The 16083-nt window shown below is 73.3% G+C and carries 17 protein-coding genes; 8 read left to right on the forward strand and 9 right to left on the reverse strand.

All coding sequences use genetic code 11. From position 1 onward, the window contains the following. The first annotated feature begins 379 nt into the window (after positions 1-379). The gene (locus AB5970_RS05095) at positions 380-850 is read left to right on the forward strand and encodes a hypothetical protein (RefSeq protein ID WP_370502820.1); all 471 of its coding nucleotides are present in this window, start codon (positions 380-382) and stop codon (positions 848-850) included. A 9-nt stretch (positions 851-859) separates the two neighbouring features. On the opposite strand, the gene AB5970_RS05100 is transcribed toward AB5970_RS05095, so the two are convergent. From AB5970_RS05100 to adhP, 3 genes are read right to left on the reverse strand one after another with little or no spacing between them, the layout of a single operon-like run. Continuing rightward, entirely contained in the window at positions 860-1348 is a 489-nt protein-coding gene (locus tag AB5970_RS05100; protein WP_370502821.1) for a hypothetical protein, read from the reverse strand. Between the two features lie 55 nt (positions 1349-1403). Next, on the reverse strand, positions 1404-2240 hold the full coding sequence (locus AB5970_RS05105) for a VOC family protein (protein ID WP_370502822.1): 837 nt from the start codon (positions 2238-2240) through the stop codon (positions 1404-1406). Between the two features lie 24 nt (positions 2241-2264). After that, on the reverse strand, positions 2265-3293 hold the full coding sequence (adhP, locus tag AB5970_RS05110; protein WP_370502823.1) for an alcohol dehydrogenase AdhP: 1029 nt from the start codon (positions 3291-3293) through the stop codon (positions 2265-2267). A 223-nt stretch (positions 3294-3516) separates the two neighbouring features. Between adhP and AB5970_RS05115 the strand changes: the two genes are divergently transcribed. From AB5970_RS05115 to AB5970_RS05130, 4 genes are read left to right on the forward strand one after another with little or no spacing between them, the layout of a single operon-like run. Then, positions 3517-3687, forward strand: a complete 171-nt coding sequence (locus AB5970_RS05115) for a hypothetical protein (protein ID WP_370502824.1) — start codon at positions 3517-3519, stop codon at positions 3685-3687. Continuing rightward, entirely contained in the window at positions 3684-4349 is a 666-nt protein-coding gene (locus AB5970_RS05120) for a cytochrome b N-terminal domain-containing protein (RefSeq protein ID WP_370502825.1), read from the forward strand. The genes AB5970_RS05115 and AB5970_RS05120 overlap by 4 nt, the downstream gene beginning before the upstream one ends. Continuing rightward, the gene (locus tag AB5970_RS05125; protein WP_370502826.1) at positions 4349-5338 is read left to right on the forward strand and encodes a hypothetical protein; all 990 of its coding nucleotides are present in this window, start codon (positions 4349-4351) and stop codon (positions 5336-5338) included. The genes AB5970_RS05120 and AB5970_RS05125 overlap by 1 nt, the downstream gene beginning before the upstream one ends. Positions 5339-5382: 44 nt before the next feature. Beyond that, a complete protein-coding gene (locus tag AB5970_RS05130; protein ID WP_370502827.1) occupies positions 5383-7086 on the forward strand; it encodes a SulP family inorganic anion transporter in 1704 nt (567 codons plus the stop codon). A 1-nt stretch (position 7087) separates the two neighbouring features. On the opposite strand, the gene AB5970_RS05135 is transcribed toward AB5970_RS05130, so the two are convergent. From AB5970_RS05135 to AB5970_RS05145, 3 genes are read right to left on the reverse strand one after another with little or no spacing between them, the layout of a single operon-like run. Further along, entirely contained in the window at positions 7088-7846 is a 759-nt protein-coding gene (locus tag AB5970_RS05135) for a GNAT family N-acetyltransferase (RefSeq protein WP_370502828.1), read from the reverse strand. Between the two features lie 26 nt (positions 7847-7872). Continuing rightward, complete coding sequence (locus tag AB5970_RS05140) at positions 7873-8076, reverse strand: hypothetical protein (protein WP_370502829.1); 204 nt, start codon at positions 8074-8076, stop codon at positions 7873-7875. Then, positions 8073-9341 carry an alpha-hydroxy-acid oxidizing protein gene (locus AB5970_RS05145; RefSeq protein ID WP_370502830.1) on the reverse strand — a complete coding sequence of 423 codons (1269 nt, stop codon included), beginning with the start codon at positions 9339-9341 and terminating at the stop codon, positions 8073-8075. Before AB5970_RS05145 ends, AB5970_RS05140 begins: the two co-directional genes overlap by 4 nt. Before the next feature lie 74 nt (positions 9342-9415). On the opposite strand from AB5970_RS05145, the gene AB5970_RS05150 reads away from it, so the two are divergent. After that, the gene (locus tag AB5970_RS05150) at positions 9416-10405 is read left to right on the forward strand and encodes an aldo/keto reductase (protein ID WP_370502831.1); all 990 of its coding nucleotides are present in this window, start codon (positions 9416-9418) and stop codon (positions 10403-10405) included. A 7-nt stretch (positions 10406-10412) separates the two neighbouring features. Here AB5970_RS05150 and AB5970_RS05155 read toward each other — a convergent pair whose 3' ends face one another. Next, the gene (locus tag AB5970_RS05155; RefSeq protein ID WP_370502832.1) at positions 10413-11504 is read right to left on the reverse strand and encodes a DNA glycosylase AlkZ-like family protein; all 1092 of its coding nucleotides are present in this window, start codon (positions 11502-11504) and stop codon (positions 10413-10415) included. A 53-nt stretch (positions 11505-11557) separates the two neighbouring features. Between AB5970_RS05155 and AB5970_RS05160 the strand changes: the two genes are divergently transcribed. Next, positions 11558-12664, forward strand: a complete 1107-nt coding sequence (locus tag AB5970_RS05160; RefSeq protein ID WP_370502833.1) for an AAA family ATPase — start codon at positions 11558-11560, stop codon at positions 12662-12664. A gap of 166 nt (positions 12665-12830) precedes the next feature. Beyond that, positions 12831-14564 (forward strand): APC family permease, encoded by a 1734-nt coding sequence (locus AB5970_RS05165; RefSeq protein ID WP_370502834.1) that lies wholly within the window; start codon positions 12831-12833, stop codon positions 14562-14564. Here the strand turns inward: AB5970_RS05165 and AB5970_RS05170 are convergent. Further along, the gene (locus AB5970_RS05170; RefSeq protein ID WP_370502835.1) at positions 14561-14956 is read right to left on the reverse strand and encodes an SHOCT domain-containing protein; all 396 of its coding nucleotides are present in this window, start codon (positions 14954-14956) and stop codon (positions 14561-14563) included. The two genes, AB5970_RS05165 and AB5970_RS05170, sit on opposite strands and share 4 nt — an antisense overlap. Before the next feature lie 14 nt (positions 14957-14970). Continuing rightward, positions 14971-16083: hypothetical protein (locus AB5970_RS05175; protein ID WP_370502836.1), on the reverse strand; the 1113-nt coding region annotated here is incomplete at its 5' end.

Consider the following 16083-nt stretch of genomic DNA (forward strand, 5'->3'; position numbering starts at 1 on the left):
GGCGATACAGCGAGAACGTCGGGGACGACGCCGGTAGGCGCTTCCCCCGCGTCGATGGTCACAGGGCTGGGCCCGAGGGCACCGTGTGACGTGCGCGTCTGCCCCTCCCCCTGGAGGCGCACAGCTCGAGCCCGCTGCCGCACACCACCTCGTCAGGAGGCGGCGGGCCAGCTCGATGAATCGACCGTACCAGGCGGTAACGGAGGAATCAGACGGACGCTTGTTCAGATGTGACTGCGGTCACTGGAATTGTTCTCCCCTTGCCTACAATAGTCCGGATTGCCCCCCGCGAATATTGCCGAACTTGACATCCGGCACCGCTCCATGTCCGGTGCCGGTTTCGCTGCGGCGGGGGCACGGTGCCCGCTACGGTCGCTGCGTGACGCTGCCGCAGACACCCGCCCTGACGGACGACGCGTTCGTCCGGTCGTTCGCCCCGATCACCACCGCGTTCAGCGGTGCCCTCGTGGTCACCGGGCTGCTCGGGGCTCTCGTCCTGGTCCCCGAGCCGACCGTGACCCCCGTCGGCCTGCTCGTCGGGGCGGTGCTCGGCCTGGTCGCGTGGTTCGCCCCGACGCTCGTCATCCGCAGCCGACTCACGAGCGCCGTCCGCCGGGGGGAGCCACCGGAGCGCGCCCATGCCACCGTGCGGGCCGTCGTGATGATCGGCATCGCGCTCGCGGAGGCGCCCGCGCTGCTCGGGTTCGCGCTCGCCGTCACGGGCGGGCACGACATCGGGTCGTTCGCGCTCAGCATCCCGCTGGCGGTCGCGTCGCTCGTGCTCAACGTGTCCGGTCAGGGCGCGGTGCGCCGCCACCTGGACCGGCTGCGCTCGACCGTCCCGTACTGACCGGCGACGTCAGAGGGCGGGGAGCGTCGCCGCGATCTGCTTGCGCATCCAGCCCGTGTAGATCGCGCCGATCGCCGGGCGGCCCTGGTGGCTGCTGCGCTGCCCGGTGCTCAGGTCGACGGTGACCGGCCAGGCGAACGCGGCGAAGTGGCGCACCAGCTCCTTGCGCGCGTACTCCGCGGCGGCCGGCTCGACGGTCTCGCCGACCAGCACGGCGATCGCCGCGACGCCGGACTGCGCGCCGCGCATGGCCCCCTTGGCGGCCTTGGTGTACTCGAGCGAGGCCGTGGCGAACGCGGACAGCTCGTCGACCGTGACGACCGGCACGGAGCGGACGCAGACGAACGTGTGCAGCTTGGTGGCCATCCACCGGAGCCTGAAGTCGGCCCGGTAGCCGGTCAGCGTCGGCCACCCGCCGATCGCGTGCAGCTCGACCGCGTAGCCGGCCGCCCGCAGGCTGCTGCTGATGTCGTCCACGTACTGGCGCGTCTCGGTCACGCCGCGCATCGTCGCACCGATCGCGGACCGGTGAGGGCGGAACGGCGACCCCGGTTCAGCGGGGCGGCGCGAACTGGCTGACGGTGAGCACCGCGCCCTGCGGGTCCCGGACCGTCGCGGTGCGCGTCCAGTCCGTGTCGTCGGTCGCGAGGACGTCGCCGCCGTGGGCGATGGCCAGCGCGGCGGTCGCGTCCCGGTCGGCGACCGCGAACGACACGTGCCAGTGGGGTGCCTCGCCGGGCCGCAGGGGCTCCACCCAGCCGATGGCGTCGGCGAACCCCGGCGGCGCGGCCACGCCGGCCTGCCGCGCGTGGATGTCCGGGTCCACGGTGGCGGCCAGGTGGTCGCCGTACCCGGGCACGCGGATGAGGGTGCCGAAGCCGAGGTCGTCGATCTGCCACCCGAACGCCCGCGTGTACGTCGCGGCGGCCGCGACCGGGTCGCTGGTGTGCAGGTCGCTGAAGTTCCACGCGCCGGGCGCGTTGACGATCTGCGCGCCGAGCCGGCGCTTGGGCTGCCACAGCCGAAGCGCCGCGCCCTGCGGGTCGGTGAACGCGGCCCACGTGCCGCCCTCGCCGGCGACGGTGGGCCCCGTCGTGACCGTGCCCCCGGCCGCCGCCACCCGGTCGAGCGCGGCGACGACGTCCTCCACCGCGACGTAGGTGTGCCAGGACGTGTCGTGCGGTCCGGGGCCGTCCGCCCGGCCGATGCCCGCCGCGTCGCGGCCGTCGACCTGGGCGATCACGTACCGCGTCGGGGCGTCGGGCGGCGTGGCGTCGTGGAACGTCCAGCCGAGCACCCCGGCGTAGAACGCCTTCGCGCGCTCCACGTCGGGCTGCTCGATGTCCACCCAGGACGTCACGCCCGGCGGATAGGTCCTCGTCTGCTCCATCGCTCCACCGTACGAACCGGCACCTCAGCCGCGCATGTCCAGCACGACGCGGCCGTCGATCTCGCCGCGCAGCATCTCTGCGAAGACCGCGTTGATGTCGTCGAGCGGGCGGACCGTGTACGTCGGCTGGATGAGGCCGCGGGCGTAGAAGTCGAGCGCCTCGGCCATGTCCTTGCGCGTGCCGACGATCGACCCGCGCACCGTGAGCCCGAACAGCACCGTGGTGAAGATGTCGAGCGGGAACTGCTCGGGCGGGAGCCCGACCAGCGACACCGTGCCACCGCGGCGCAGGGCCCCGACGGCCTGGGGGAACGCGTGGGCGTTCACGGCGGTGACCAGCGCCCCGTGCACGCCGCCCGTGATCTCCATGATCCGCGCGGCCGGGTCGTCCTCGAGCGCGGCGTTGACCACGACCTCGGCGCCGTGCTTGCTGGCGAGCGCCAGCTTGGCCTCGTCGACGTCGACCGCGGCGACGCGGCGACCCATCGCGACGGCGTACTGCACCGCGAGGTGACCGAGGCCGCCGATGCCCGAGACCAGCACCCACTCACCGGGCTGGGTGTCGGTCATCTTGAGCCCCTTGTAGACCGTGACGCCCGCGCACAGCACCGGCGCGGCGCCGGCGGGGTCGACACCGTCGGGGATCACGGGGCAGTACCGCGAGTCGACGACCATGTACTGGCCGAACGACCCGTCGACCGAGTACCCGCTGTTGCGCTGGTTCGGGCACAGGGTCTCCCACCCCGTCTCGCAGTACTCGCACTCGCCGCACGCCGACCACAGCCAGGCGTTGCCGACGAGGTCGCCGACAGCCACGCGCGTGACGGCGTCACCCACGGCGACGACGTGGCCGACCCCTTCGTGCCCGGGGATGAACGGCGGCGTGGGCTTGACCGGCCAGTCCCCGCGGGCGGCGTGGAGGTCCGTGTGGCACACCCCCGAGAAGTCGACGCGCACGAGTGCCTCGTGCGGCCCGACCGTGGGGACGGCGACCTCCGCGACGTCGAGATCGGTGGTGAACGACCGGACCACGCCGGCCCTCATGGTGTCCATCTGCGCACTCCCTTGAGCAGTCGTGCCCCCGCCCGGGGGCTCCCCGCGACGTTGCGGGGAACTTCAGCGTCGACCCGGCGCCGCGGGGGCCAGTAGGGCCGGAAGGCCCGGACCGCCGGCTCGCCGGCCCCGCAGCAGCGACGTGGGACCTAGGTCCCTGGTGCTCTGACCTGCGCGAGTAGCGTGAAAGGAGTCGGTCCCATCCACGGGAGGAGGGGCTGAGATGTTGTCCGTCCTCGTCGCCACCGGCGACTCGGTCCGGTACCTGAGCTGGGGCTGGCTCGCGGTCTCCCTCCCGAACCTCGTCGCCATCACGGTGACGGTCGTCCTCGTCGTCCTGGCCCTCGTCCTGCCGTTCCCCCGCGATCGTCGCGACCCGAGGCGTCGGCCATGAGCAGCCACGTGGCACCGGTCGACGACCCGCTCCCGACCTCGTGGATCGGCCGGGTGCGGAACCGGCTCGAGCACGACCTGCCGTACGAGAAGCTCCTGCCCGAGACGCAACCGGCCTACGTCGCCTCGTGGATCTACGTGTTCGGCGTGCTGACCCTCGCCGCGTTCGGCGGCATCGTCCTGTCCGGGGTGGTCCTCGCCTTCGAGGGGCCGAGCTGGTACCACTCGTCGAGCACCGGCCTGTACGTGAACAGCCTGCACTTCTGGTCCGTCCAGCTGTTCTTCCTCTTCATGGTCGTCCACCTGACCGGCAAGTTCTTCATGGCGGCGTGGCGCGGCAACCGCGCGCTGACCTGGATCACCGGCGTCGTCGCGCTGGTGGTCTCCATCGGGGCGGCGCTGACGGGCTACCTGATCCAGACCAACTTCGACGCGCAGTGGATCGCGTTCGAGGCGAAGGACGGGCTCAACGCGGTGGGCATCGGCGCCTGGTTCAACGTGGCGAACCTGGGCCAGAACCTGCTCATCCACGTGTTCCTGATGCCCGCGGTGCTCGCGGTGCTCGTCGTCCTCCACCTGCTGCTCGTGCGGCTCCGCGGGGTCGTGCCACCGATCGACGCGGCCGAGGTCGAGGCCGTCGGGACGGACGGGGGTGCGTCCTGATGCCCGGCACGACGGCGCAGCGCAGGCTCGAGCGTGAACCGTGGACCGGGCCGGTCCGCCACTACGACATCCTCAAGGAGGGCGTCATCGCGACCGTGGTGGTCGCGGTGCTCGTCGTCGTCCTGGCCGCCGTGTTCGGCTCGCCCGACGAGCCTGCGCTGACGTTCCGGGGCTGGGCCCGCAGCGCCCCCGACAACTTCTACGCGGTGACCGTCTCGGAGCTCGCCGGCACGTCCGAGAGCGCCGGCTACGGCCCGCCGTACAACGACGGCGGCGACGGCCAGGTGCTGGGCCCGCTCATGCTGCAGAAGTCGGTGGGGGTCCACATCCCGGTGAACCCGGCCGAGGACTTCGTGGTGGCGCCGCTGCAGCACCAGCAGCAACCGACCGACGTGGCCGCGGCGCTCGTGCAGTGGACGACCGCGACGCCCGCGCAGCAGACGGCGTGGGCGAGGGCGTACGACACGGCCCTGAACGACCCGGCCGGCGCCGACGGCGACGCGTCGAAGGTGGCGCGCGGCGACTACGGGCCGGTGCCGGCGCTCGCCTCGGGCCTCCTGGCGATGGCGTCCTCCGGGGCGCTCGACGGCGTGCTCCCGGCACCCGGGCAGTTCTACACGACCGACAACACCGCGCAGATCCTCTTCCTCGGGGACGGCTCGTACCTCGACGACGCCGGTACCGCGAACCACCTGCAGGGGAACCAGTGGGGGATGATGAACGAGACCGGGAACTTCCCGGGGCAGCAGTGGCTCGCGCCGTTCTCGTTCTGGTACCAGCTGCCCGTGTTCAACAGCGAGGCGGAGAGCGGGTTCGCCGCGACGCTCACGGCGAACGGCGACATCTACATCCTCGCCATCATCGCGGTGATGATGCTCCTGCTGACCTTCCTCCCGTTCATCCCCGGGCTGCGCTCGATCCCGCGGGTCGCCCGCGTGCACAGGATCGTCTGGCGGGACTACTACCGGCGGGGTCGGCCGACCTCCTGACCGCCCCAGGACATCGCGTCGCGCCGCAGCGCTATGTTCCAGGCATGGCTGCTGCGCGGCGTCGTCGCTGGTCGGACCGCATACCCATCGTGGGCGTGCTGCGCACCTACGACCGCAGCTGGCTGCGCACCGACGTGGCCGCGGGGGTGGCCGTCACGGCCCTGATCGTGCCGAAGAACCTCGGGTACGCCGGGATCGCGGGGGTGCCCCTGCAGAACGGCCTCTACGCGGCGGCCGCCGGCGCGATCCTCTACGCGATCTTCGGCACGAGCCGGCAGATCTCGACCGGCCCGAGCTCCGGCCTCGCGGCGGTCGCGGCCAGCGCGGTGCTCGCGGCCGGGCTGTCGGGCGGGCAGGTGGCGCCCTTCGTCGCCGGGATCACGCTGGGGTCCGGGCTGGTGTTCCTGCTCCTCGCCCTGCTGCGGATGGGGTGGATCGCGCAGTTCCTCTCCCGGGCCGTGGTGACCGGCTTCCTGTTCGGCGCCGCCATCGACGTGACCATCGGGGAGCTGCCCAAGCTGACCGGCACCAGCGTGTCGGGGGAGACGCCGCCGCAGGAGCTCGTGTCCTGGCTGGGGACCCTGCCGGAGGCGAACGGCGCGACGGTCGTGGTCGGAGTGGTCGCGCTGGTCACCGTCTTCGGCCTGCGCCGGGTCGCCCCGCGCGTGCCCGGGGCGCTGGTGCTCGTGGTCGGCGGCCTGCTGGCGACGTGGCTGCTCGACCTGGGCGCGCGAGGGGTCGCGCTCGTCGGGGACGTCCCCCGGGGGTTGCCCTCGGTCCAGGTGCCCGACACCGCCCTGCTGCTCGACCACGCGGCGACGGCGGCGCTCGCCTCGGTGGCGCTGGTGATGATCGGCTTCTCGCAGACGGCCGGCGACGCGCGGACGTTCGCCGCGCGCCACCGCTACCGCATCGACATCGACCAGGAGTCGCTCGCCCAGGGCGCCGCGAACGTCGGGGCGGGGCTGCTCCAGGGCATGCCCGTCTCGACGAGCCTCTCCGCGAGCTCGCTCAACGACCGCTCGGGCGCCAGGTCGCCGGTCGCGTCGCTCACGTCCGGCGTCATGGTGATCCTCACGCTGCTGCTGCTCGCGCCCCTGTTCTCGGGCCTGCCCACCGCGGTGCTGGCCGCCGTCATCATCGAGGCCGTCGTGATGGGCATGATGGACGTGCCGGCCATGCGGCGGCTCTACCGGGTGCAGCGGTTCGACTTCTGGATCGCGGTGCTGGCACTGGTCAGCACGCTGGTGGTCGGGGTGCTGGCCGGGGTGCTCGTCGGGATCGGCCTCTCGCTGGTGTGGCTGGTCTCCGTGGCGACTCGCCCGGCGCTCCCCCTCATGGCCCGCGAGCCCGGCACCCAGGTCTTCCGTGAGCTGGACGAGTTCCCCGACGGCGAGCTTGAGCCCGACGTCGTGGTGGTCCGGCTGGACGGCGGGCTCTTCTTCGCCACGGCGGACGCGCTGCAGGACCGGGTACGGGAGGTCACCGACGCCCGTCCGGACCTGGCCGCGCTGGTGATCGACTGCGGCGCGATCACCATCGTGGACGCGCAGGGCGCCGCGGCCCTGCACGAGATCCTCGACTCGGCACAGGACGCGGGGCTGGCCGTGCGGCTCGCGCGGGTCAAGCCGGCGGTGCGGGCGACCCTCGAGCGCGACGGCGTCATCGACCAGCTGGGCGCCGACCGGGTGCACGGCAGCGTGCACCGCGCGGTCGCGGCCCACCGGGCGCAGGCGCCGCCGTCCTGACTCAGCGTCGGCGCAGGTCGAGCTCGAGCAGGGTGCACGAGAAGTCGGCGAAGTCGCGCTGCCCGACCGCCGTGAACCCGTAGGCCTCGTAGTAGGTGCGCAGCACCGGGTTGGTGGTGCGGCAGTCGAGGCGGAACAGGGGGACGCCCGCGTCGCGCCCGCGCGCGACCGCCCAGTCGAGCAGCGCCCGCCCGACGCCCGCGCCGGTGTGCCGCCGGTCGACCATGAGCCCGTGCACGTAGACCGCGGGGGTGTCGTCGTCGCCCCAGAAGTCGGGGTCGGACCACAGCAGCCGGACCGTGCCGACCAGCACCCCGGCGTCGTCGCGCACCACGTGCCACTGGCCGGCGGCGACCTGGGCGGCGATCCGCTCCCGCGGCAGGGACCCCCGCGGCCACTGGACCGTGCCGGTCGCGGCCATCCAGTCCTCGAGCGCGCGGCGCAGGGCGTGGATCGCGTCGACGTCCCGCGGCGTGGCCAGGACCGGGTGCACGGCCGCGCTCCGGGGGCGCGGCGGCCTGCGTGCCCGCACCACCGCGACTGCTGCCAGCCCGAGCCCGAGCAGGACCGCGGGCGCCCCGAGCAGGACGCCGAAACCGGCCATGATCCCGTCCAGCTCGCAGCCCGTCGTCCGGCACTGGACGCTCATGTCCCGCGCGGCAGCGAGCATCATGGCGCCGAAGATCAGGAGCACGGCGGCCGCGACCCCGGCGGCGATGACGCCGAGCGACGAGCGGGGGCGGGCGGTGGCAGCCGTCATGGTGCGGACCCTAGCGGGGGAGTCGGTCACCCGGAGGCGACCTGCGCCCGCTGGTCGATCAGCCGCGCGAGCCGCCCGTAGTCCCCACGGAGGTCGGCGTAGGCGCCGGTGGCGAACGTCGCCCTGTCGAGTGCATGGAAGTACCGCACGATCCCGGCGCGGTAGGCCTCCTCGCCGGCGCGGAGCCGGGCGGCCACGTCGGGGTGGTCGGCGAGCGCGCGGGCGATCACCCGAGCAGGTGCGGCCCGATCTGGTCCACCGACCGCACCCCGCACAGCGCCATGGTGAGGTCGAGCTCGGCCCACACGTGCTCCAGCACCGTGCGGGCACCGTCGGCGCCGGCGAGGGCGAGGCCGTAGACCCACGGCCGGCCGACGAGCACCGCCCCCGCGCCGAGCGCGAGCGCCTTCACCACGTCCGCGCCGCCGCGGATGCCGCTGTCGAACAGGACCGGTACCCGCCCGTCGACGCGCTCCACCACGCCCGGCAGCGCGTCGAGGGAGGCGATCGCGCCGTCCACCTGGCGGCCGCCGTGGTTGGAGACCACGATCCCGTCGACCCCGTGGTCGAGCGCGAGCCGCGCGTCGTCGGCGTGCTGGATGCCCTTGAGCACGATGGGCAGGGACGTCCGCTCGCGCAGCCGGGCCAGGTCATCCCACGTCAGGGAGGACCGCGAGAACACGTCGAGGAACGTCTCGACCGCGGCCCGGGGCAGCGGCGAGCGGAGGTTGGCGCGCAGGTCGCCGGGGTAGTGGCGGGCCATCGAGAGCAGCGCCCGCACGGCGGCGGGCGTCGGGCGCTCGCGGGCCGGGCTCGCGGTCGCGGTCGCGGCGCGGGCCTGCACGAGGCGGCGGAACGCGGGGTCGCTGGTGTACTGCGCGATCCCCTCGGCCCGGGCGAAGGGCAGGTAACCCAGGTCGAGGTCGCGCGTGCGCCAGCCGAGCACGTGCGTGTCGAGGGTGACGACGAGCGCGTCGCTGCCGATCGCGGCGGCGCGCTCGACGAACGAGTCGACGACGTCGTCGTCCTTGCTCCAGTACAGCTGGAACCAGCGCGGTGAGTCGCCGAGCTCGGCGGCGGTCTCCTCCATCGGCACCGAGCCCTGCGACGAGATCACCATCGGCAGGCCCAGCGCGCGGGCGGCCCGGGCGGCGGCCAGGTCGGCGTCCCGGTGGGCCATCTCCAGCACGCCGATCGGGGCGAGCAGCAGCGGGGCGGGCAGGCGGCGGCCGAACAGCTCGACGGAGGTGTCCCGGCTCTCCACGTCCACGAGCATCCGCGGGACCAGCCGGTGCCGCGCGAACGCGTCGCGGTTGGCGCGCGCCGTCTGCTGCTGGCCGGCGCTCCCCGCGACGTAGGCCCAGGCGGCCGGGCTGAGCCGCCGTCGGGCCGCCGCGGCGAGCCTCTCCGGTTCGACGGGGACGACGGGGCGGCGGCCGAACACCCCGGCCCGGTAGATCCGCGACTGCACGTCGCGGCCCGAGAATGCGCTCACGACGCGAGTCTGGCACGCGAGCGGGGTACTCCCAGGGCCTCCCTCGTCCGCGATCCCCGACCTACCGTCGAGCCATGGACACACGCACTCTCGGACAGGGCCTCGAGGTCTCGGCGATCGGCCTCGGCTGCATGGGTATGAGCCAGAGCTACGGACCGAACCCCGGCGACCGCGACGACATGATCGGCGTGCTGCGGGGCGCGGTCGACCGCGGGGTCACGTTCTTCGACACCGCGGAGGTCTACGGGCCGTTCGTCAACGAGGAGCTCGTGGGCGAGGCGCTGGCCCCGGTGCGCGAGCGGGTGGTGATCGCGACCAAGTTCGGGTTCGACCTGCACGCCGACGGGTCGCACCACGGCCTGTCCAGCCGGCCGGAGCACATCAAGGCGGTGGCCGACGCGTCGCTGCGGCGGCTGCGCACCGACGTGATCGACCTCTTCTACCAGCACCGCGTCAACCCGGACGTGCCCATCGAGGACGTCGCCGGCGCCGTCGGGGAGCTGGTCGCGGCCGGCAAGGTCCGCCACTTCGGCCTGTCCGAGGCGGGCGCCGCGACCATCCGCCGCGCGCACGCCGTGCACCCGGTCACCGCGCTGCAGAGCGAGTACTCGCTGTGGACGCGGGACCCGGAGGCCGAGGTGCTGCCGGTCCTGGACGAGCTCGGCATCGGCTTCGTGCCCTTCAGCCCGCTGGGCAAGGGCTTCCTCACCGGCACGGTGGACACCACGACGACGTTCACCGAGAAGGACGTCCGCGCGACGATCCCGCGGTTCACCGAGGAGAACCGCCAGGCGAACCAGGCCCTGGTCGACCTGGTCACCGAGGTCGCGCAGCGCCGGGGGGCGACGCCGGCGCAGGTCGCGCTCGCCTGGCTGCTCGCGCAGCAGCCGTGGATCGTGCCCATCCCCGGCACGCGGCGGCTGACCCGGCTGGACGAGAACCTCGCCGCCGCCGAGCTCGAGCTCACGGCCGACGACCTCGCGCAGCTGAGCTCCGCGGCCGACCGGATCGGCGTGCACGGCAACCGCTACAACGAGGCGGGCATGCGCATGGTCGGCCTCTGAGCCGCGCTCAGCCCGGCCGGTCGAGGTCGAGCTCCAGCCAGCGGGCCAGGTCCTCGATCTCGGCGTCGACCGCCGCGGCGTCGTCGGCGCTCCACGGGCCGTCGCGGTGGACCGCGTGCACGCGCAGCACGCCGGCCTTGACGTCCGCGGCGGCGTCGACCTTGCCCACCAGTCGGTCGCCGACCAGGACGGGCAGCGCGTAGTAGCCCCAGCGGCGCTTGGCGACCGGCTTGAACATCTCGAGGATGTACTCGAACTCGAAGATCTCGGCCATCCGCTTGCGGTCGCTCAGCAGCCGGTCGAACGGGGACAGCAGCGCCGCGCGGCCCTCGAACGGCAGGTCGAGCAGGGTCGGGTCGACGCGCCACTGCCCGCGCACCCCGTCGACCACGGCCGGCTCCCCGGCCTCGCCGACGTCCACCGGCTCGACCGGCTGCTCCGGCCCCTTCGCGCGCGCGATGCCCAGCGCCCGCAGCCTGCGCTCGTCGCGGGTCCGATGCGCCTCCTCGGCGGGGACCACCGGGTCGTCCGGGTAGATCCGCTCGGCCAGGTCCCACAGCCGGTCGCGGCCGCGCCGCCCGGACACGGCGACGTCGCCGTTCTGCATCATGACCTCGAGGATCATGACGACGTTGCGGTTGTCGTTCCAGCCGCTCGAGCGCCACGGCCGCACGCAGGTGTCCGGGAGCTCGCGGGCGGTCAGCGGACCGTCGGTGCGGAGCAGCCCGAGGATGTCCTGGCGGCAGCCCTCGTTGTCGTGCATCCACCTCTTGTTGGCCGCCTGCCAGCCCGTGGCGCCGAACTCGGCCATCTCCGCGCGGAACAGCGCGATGTCCTCCGGCACCCGCACGGTCCCGCGGAAGTCGAGCAGCGTGAGCTCGTCCAGGGCGTCCGCCAGCTCGGTCGGGTCGTACGCCGAGCCGATCCGGCTCCAGAGCACGAGGTCCGCGCTCGGCGCGATCGCGCTGGTGGGCTCGAGCTGGAGCAGGGTCAGCCGGCGCACCGTGTCGTGCACGTCGGTCGGGCGCTCCGCCGTGAGCAGCTGCGCGCGGACCGCGAGCCGGCGGGCGTCGGTGCGGGAGAGCTGGTGGACCTCCATGTCCGCGGACCCTACGACCACCGACCCACACGCGCCCTCGCTAGGGTCGCGGCATGATCCGGACGCTGGCGGTCGAGCGCTACCGCAGCCTCGACCAGCTGGTGCTCGGGCTCAACCGGCTCACCGTGGTGACCGGCCCCAACGGGAGCGGCAAGACGAGCGTCTACCGGGTGCTGCGGCTGCTGGCCGACCTCGTGCGGGACGGCGCGATCCACTCCCTGGCCCGCGAGGGCGGCATGCGCTCGGTGATCCACGCGGGGCCGCGCCCGAAGGGCCCCGTCGCCGTGCGGCTCGGCGTCGCCACCGAGGACCTCTCCTACGCGATCGACCTGGGTCTGCCCCAGCTGGGCCCGTTCCGGCTCGACCCCGAGATCAAGTCCGAGGTGGTGTGGGCCGGCCCGGTGCTGCGGCCCTCGACCCTGCTCACCGAGCGCCGCGGCATGCGGGTCCGCACGCGCGACGACGCCGGCACCTGGCGCGACGCGCCCCTGGCGGTCGGGCAGCACGAGTCGGTCATGGCGGTGCTGGCCGACCCCGCCGCGACGCCCGACCTGTTCGCGCTGCGGGAGCAGGCGCGGCGCTGGAGGTTCTACGACCACCTGCGCACCGACGCGGACGCGCCCGCCCGGCGGCCCGGCGTCGCCACCTTCACGCCCGTGCTCTCGCCCACCGGCGACGACCTCGCCGCGGCGCTGCTGACCATCGGGCTGGTCGGCGACGACGACGCGCTGCAGGCGTCGGTCGACGCGGCGTTCCCGGGGGCCCGGGTGGTGGTCGACGAGGACGACGACGGCGTGTGCCGGGTCGGCATGACCCAGCCGGGCCTGCGCCGCCCGCTGTCCGCCGCCGAGCTGTCGGACGGCACCCTGACCTACCTGCTCCTGCTGGCGGCCTGCCTGGCCACGCGGGCGCCCGACCTGCTCGTGCTCAACGAGCCCGAGTCGAGCCTGCACCCGAGCCTCATGCCGGCCGTCGGCGCCCTGGTCGCGGCGGCCTCCGAGCGGTCGCAGGTGCTCGTCGTCACGCACTCGGGCGACCTGGTGCGCGCCCTGCGGTCGGCGGGATCGGCCACGGTGGAGCTCACCAAGACCGGTGCGGCCACCGGCGTCGCGGGCCGCCACGAGTTGTCCGCGCCGCCGTGGACGTGGCCGCAGCGCTGACCCTCCCGACCCCTTCCCGTCGCGCCGCCCACGGGACTACGGTTTCGAGTGCTGTTCGCGCATCTGACGGGCGATCTCTGCCCTCCGGCTGCATGAGGCCACGAATCCGGTAGGTCGTCACCGCCCGATGCAACGGGGGCTCGGGCCTGAACCGCTGTGAGGTTCCGTGTCTGCTCCCGCCACCGACGCCGCTCCGCTCGGGTTCCCCGAGACCGGCAAGGGACTCAAGGGCGGTGCGCTCGGCCTGCTGTCGAGCGTCGTCGTCGGCACCGCGTCCACCGCCCCCGCGTACAGCCTGGCCGCGAGCCTCGGGTTCGTCGTCGCCGGCGGCGGGGCCATCCTCGCGGGCGTCAAGGCGCCCGCGATCATCCTGCTGGCGTTCGTCCCGATGTACCTGATCGCGGTCGCCTACCAGGAGCTGAACCGCGCCGAGCCGGACTGCGGCACCACCTTCACGTGGGCCGCGCGGGCGTTCGGGCCGATCACGGGGTGGCTCGGCGGGTGGGGGATCATCGCCGCCGATGTGATCGTCATGGCGAACCTCGCGCAGATCGCCGGCGCGTACTCGTTCACGTTCGTGGCGGACCTGGGCTGGACGGCGGTCGGGGACCTCGCCGACAGCACGCTGTGGACGACGGTCGCCGGCCTGCTGTGGATCGCGATCATGACGTACATCTGCTACCGCGGCATCGAGGTGTCGGCGCGGATCCAGTACGTTCTGCTCGCCATCGAGGTGATCGTGCTGATCATGTTCTCGGTGGTCGCGCTCGGCAAGGTCTACTCCGGCAACGGGGAGTCGTACTCGCTGATCCCGTCCTGGGACTGGTTCTGGCCCGGCGGGCTGAGCGTGGCCGACGTCATCGCGCCCGCACTGCTCACCGCCGTCTTCATCTACTGGGGCTGGGACACGGCGGTGTCGGTCAACGAGGAGTCCGACGACCCCGCCAAGACGCCCGGGCGCGCGGCGATCCTGTCGACCGTCCTCCTGCTGGTCACCTACGTGCTCGTGTCGACGGCCGCGGTCGCGTTCGCAGGTGTGGGCACCACGGGCATCGGGCTGGGCAACCCGGCCAACGCCGACGACGTGTTCGCGGCGATCGGGCCGGCGCTGTTCGGCGACTCCGCGCTGGGCCACATCGGGCTCCTGCTGCTGTCGGCGTCGATCCTCACCTCGGCGTCCGCGTCGACCCAGACGACGATCCTGCCGACCGCGCGCACGACCCTGTCGATGGCGGCGTACAAGGCGATGCCCACGGCGTTCGCGAAGATCCACCCCAAGTACCTGACCCCGGGCGTCTCGACGATCGCGATGGGCCTGGCGTCCATGCTCTTCTACGCGATCTTCACGCTCATCAGCCCGAGCCTGCTCACCGCGCTCATCGGGTCGGTCGGCCTGATGATCGCCTTCTACTACGGGCTCACCGGGTTCGCGTGCTCCTGGTTCTACCGGCGGACGCTGCACCACAAGCCGCGCGACTTCTTCATGCAGGGCGTGCTCCCGTCGCTGGGCGGGCTGATCCTGCTGGTCGCGTTCGTGTATGCGCTGCAGTCGTTCGCGGCGGTCGACTGGCTGCAGGACGACAACGGCAACAACGTCACGATCTTCGGGATCGGGGCGGTCGCGGTGGTCGGCGTCGTCGCGATCCTCATCGGCGCCGTCCTCATGGTGATCTGGCGGCTGCGTGCCCCCGCGTTCTTCAAGGGCGAGACGCTGCCCCGCGCGGGATCCCACGACCTGGTGCTCGTGGGTGCCAACGCGGCGGACGAGCCCGTCTTCCGGCTGCCGGACTCCGGGCTGCCGGGCATCGTGATCGCCCCGGACCTCTCCAACCTCCCCGCGGGCGAGCGGGCGATCGACCCGGTCACCGGCGCCGAGGTGCGGCCCGACGACGAGCCCTAGTCGCCCACGACAACCTTCGCCTTGGCGAGCCGGAACTCCTCGTCGTCCAGGTGGCCGTCGGCGTGCAGCCGGCTCAGGCGCTCGAGCCGCGTCGTCACGTCGTCGACGGGCGCGGCGGGGTGCCCGGACACGTGCTCCTGCCTGCTGCGCTGGAACGCGTCGGCCCCGGCCGTCGCGGCGCCCTTGCCGGCCTCGACGGCACCCTTGGTGAGCGCGACGCCCGTCTCGCCCACGATGACGACCGCGGTGGCGCTCTTCGAGGTCAGCGAGTCCTTCGTCGTGTCCTTGACCGGCAGCCTGCCGATGCCCGCGGCCATGAGCCGCTGCACGTCCTGCGCGATCCCCAGGCGCTGCAGCCGCTCCTCGAGGGAGGCCTTCTCGTCGCTGTCCATGGGCCGATCCTCCCCTACGCCGCGGCCAGCGTGGTCACCGTCCCGGCGGACCCGCGGTACTTGAGCGCCCCGTCGGCGACGAACAGCACGCCGCCCGTGCTCGCGGTGTCCGGCGTGCTGCTGCTGCGCAGGAAGACCCCGCCGTCGGTGCCCAGCTGGTTGGGCGCGCGGCGGTAGAGCTGCGTGTCGCGGACCGCCGCACCCGTGCCCCACTGGAGGGTGCCGTCGACGAGGGCGACGAACCGGCGCTGCGCGTCGCCCGTCACCTCGCCCTGGAGCATGCGCGCGGTCGGGTCGGTGCCGGCGACGAGGATGCCCTGCCCGCCCGTCGCCAGCGGCGTCACCGTGATCGCCACGCCGCCGGCCTGCGTGACCTTGAGGCCGGCGGAGGTGCCGGTCGCGCCGCCGACCGACACCAGCCCGGTCTGCCGGTCGAGGGCGAGCGGGGAGTCCTGGTAGGAGTTGCCGGCCTTGTAGCGGCGGAACTCCAGGTTGGCGTCCGTCTTCGTCGCCCGCAGTGCCCAGCGGGGCTGGCGCGCGCCGACCTCGGTGGAGAACACGAGGTCCTTGGGGTGCTGGTCGGTGCCGACGATGCGCAGCTGCTCGTCGGCGGCCCCCACCTGGAACTCGAAGTCGGCCATGTTGGTGCGGACGGCCGACCGGTCGGTGCCGATCTTCCCCGTGACCGGGTCGACGAGCTTGATCTCGAACCGGGTGCGCAGCGCGCCGGAGGCGTCGGGGACCTCGAAGTTGATGTGGCCGTGCCAGAGGTTCTTCTCGAGCGAGCTGGGGTCGTCGTTGTTGAGGAAGTGCGCGCCGATCCACGCGATGGTCACCGGCTTGGTCGGGTGCGTGGCCAGCCAGGTGTAGTCGCCGTCGGGGTAGTGCGGGGTCGGCCAGCTGCCCTGGTACGTGAGCATCCCCTTGGCGCGGGCGTCCTTGAGCTGCACCCGCACCGACTCTCCGAACGAGCCGAAGTGCGGCTGGTACGTCTCCAGCACGATCCGGCCCGTGGAGTCGTAGATGTTCGGGCCGCCGCTGACGCCGCCCGCGGACGACGACTTGACCAGCAGCGTCGACGGGTTGGCGGTGGTGCCCAGCTGCAGGTCGTCGTCGAACACCGTGGT

Origin of the sequence: Cellulomonas sp. ICMP 17802 (genome assembly GCF_041295535.1) — a bacterium.
Classification (GTDB): domain Bacteria; phylum Actinomycetota; class Actinomycetes; order Actinomycetales; family Cellulomonadaceae; genus Cellulomonas.

Bases quoted from the DNA above. Each gene is read 5' to 3' on its own strand.
- AB5970_RS05115 (WP_370502824.1), top strand. From the start codon at position 3,517: ATGTTGTCCGTCCTCGTCGCCACCGGCGACTCGGTCCGGTACCTGAGC.
- AB5970_RS05120 (WP_370502825.1), top strand. From the start codon at position 3,684: ATGAGCAGCCACGTGGCACCGGTCGACGACCCGCTCCCGACCTCGTGG.
- AB5970_RS05130 (WP_370502827.1), top strand. From the start codon at position 5,383: ATGGCTGCTGCGCGGCGTCGTCGCTGGTCGGACCGCATACCCATCGTG.
- AB5970_RS05160 (WP_370502833.1), top strand. From the start codon at position 11,558: ATGATCCGGACGCTGGCGGTCGAGCGCTACCGCAGCCTCGACCAGCTG.
- adhP (WP_370502823.1), bottom strand. From the start codon at position 3,293: ATGGACACCATGAGGGCCGGCGTGGTCCGGTCGTTCACCACCGATCTC.
- AB5970_RS05155 (WP_370502832.1), bottom strand. From the start codon at position 11,504: ATGGAGGTCCACCAGCTCTCCCGCACCGACGCCCGCCGGCTCGCGGTC.
- AB5970_RS05170 (WP_370502835.1), bottom strand. From the start codon at position 14,956: ATGGACAGCGACGAGAAGGCCTCCCTCGAGGAGCGGCTGCAGCGCCTG.
- AB5970_RS05150 (WP_370502831.1), top strand. From the start codon at position 9,416: ATGGACACACGCACTCTCGGACAGGGCCTCGAGGTCTCGGCGATCGGC.
- AB5970_RS05135 (WP_370502828.1), bottom strand. From the start codon at position 7,846: ATGACGGCTGCCACCGCCCGCCCCCGCTCGTCGCTCGGCGTCATCGCC.
- AB5970_RS05125 (WP_370502826.1), top strand. From the start codon at position 4,349: ATGCCCGGCACGACGGCGCAGCGCAGGCTCGAGCGTGAACCGTGGACC.
- AB5970_RS05105 (WP_370502822.1), bottom strand. From the start codon at position 2,240: ATGGAGCAGACGAGGACCTATCCGCCGGGCGTGACGTCCTGGGTGGAC.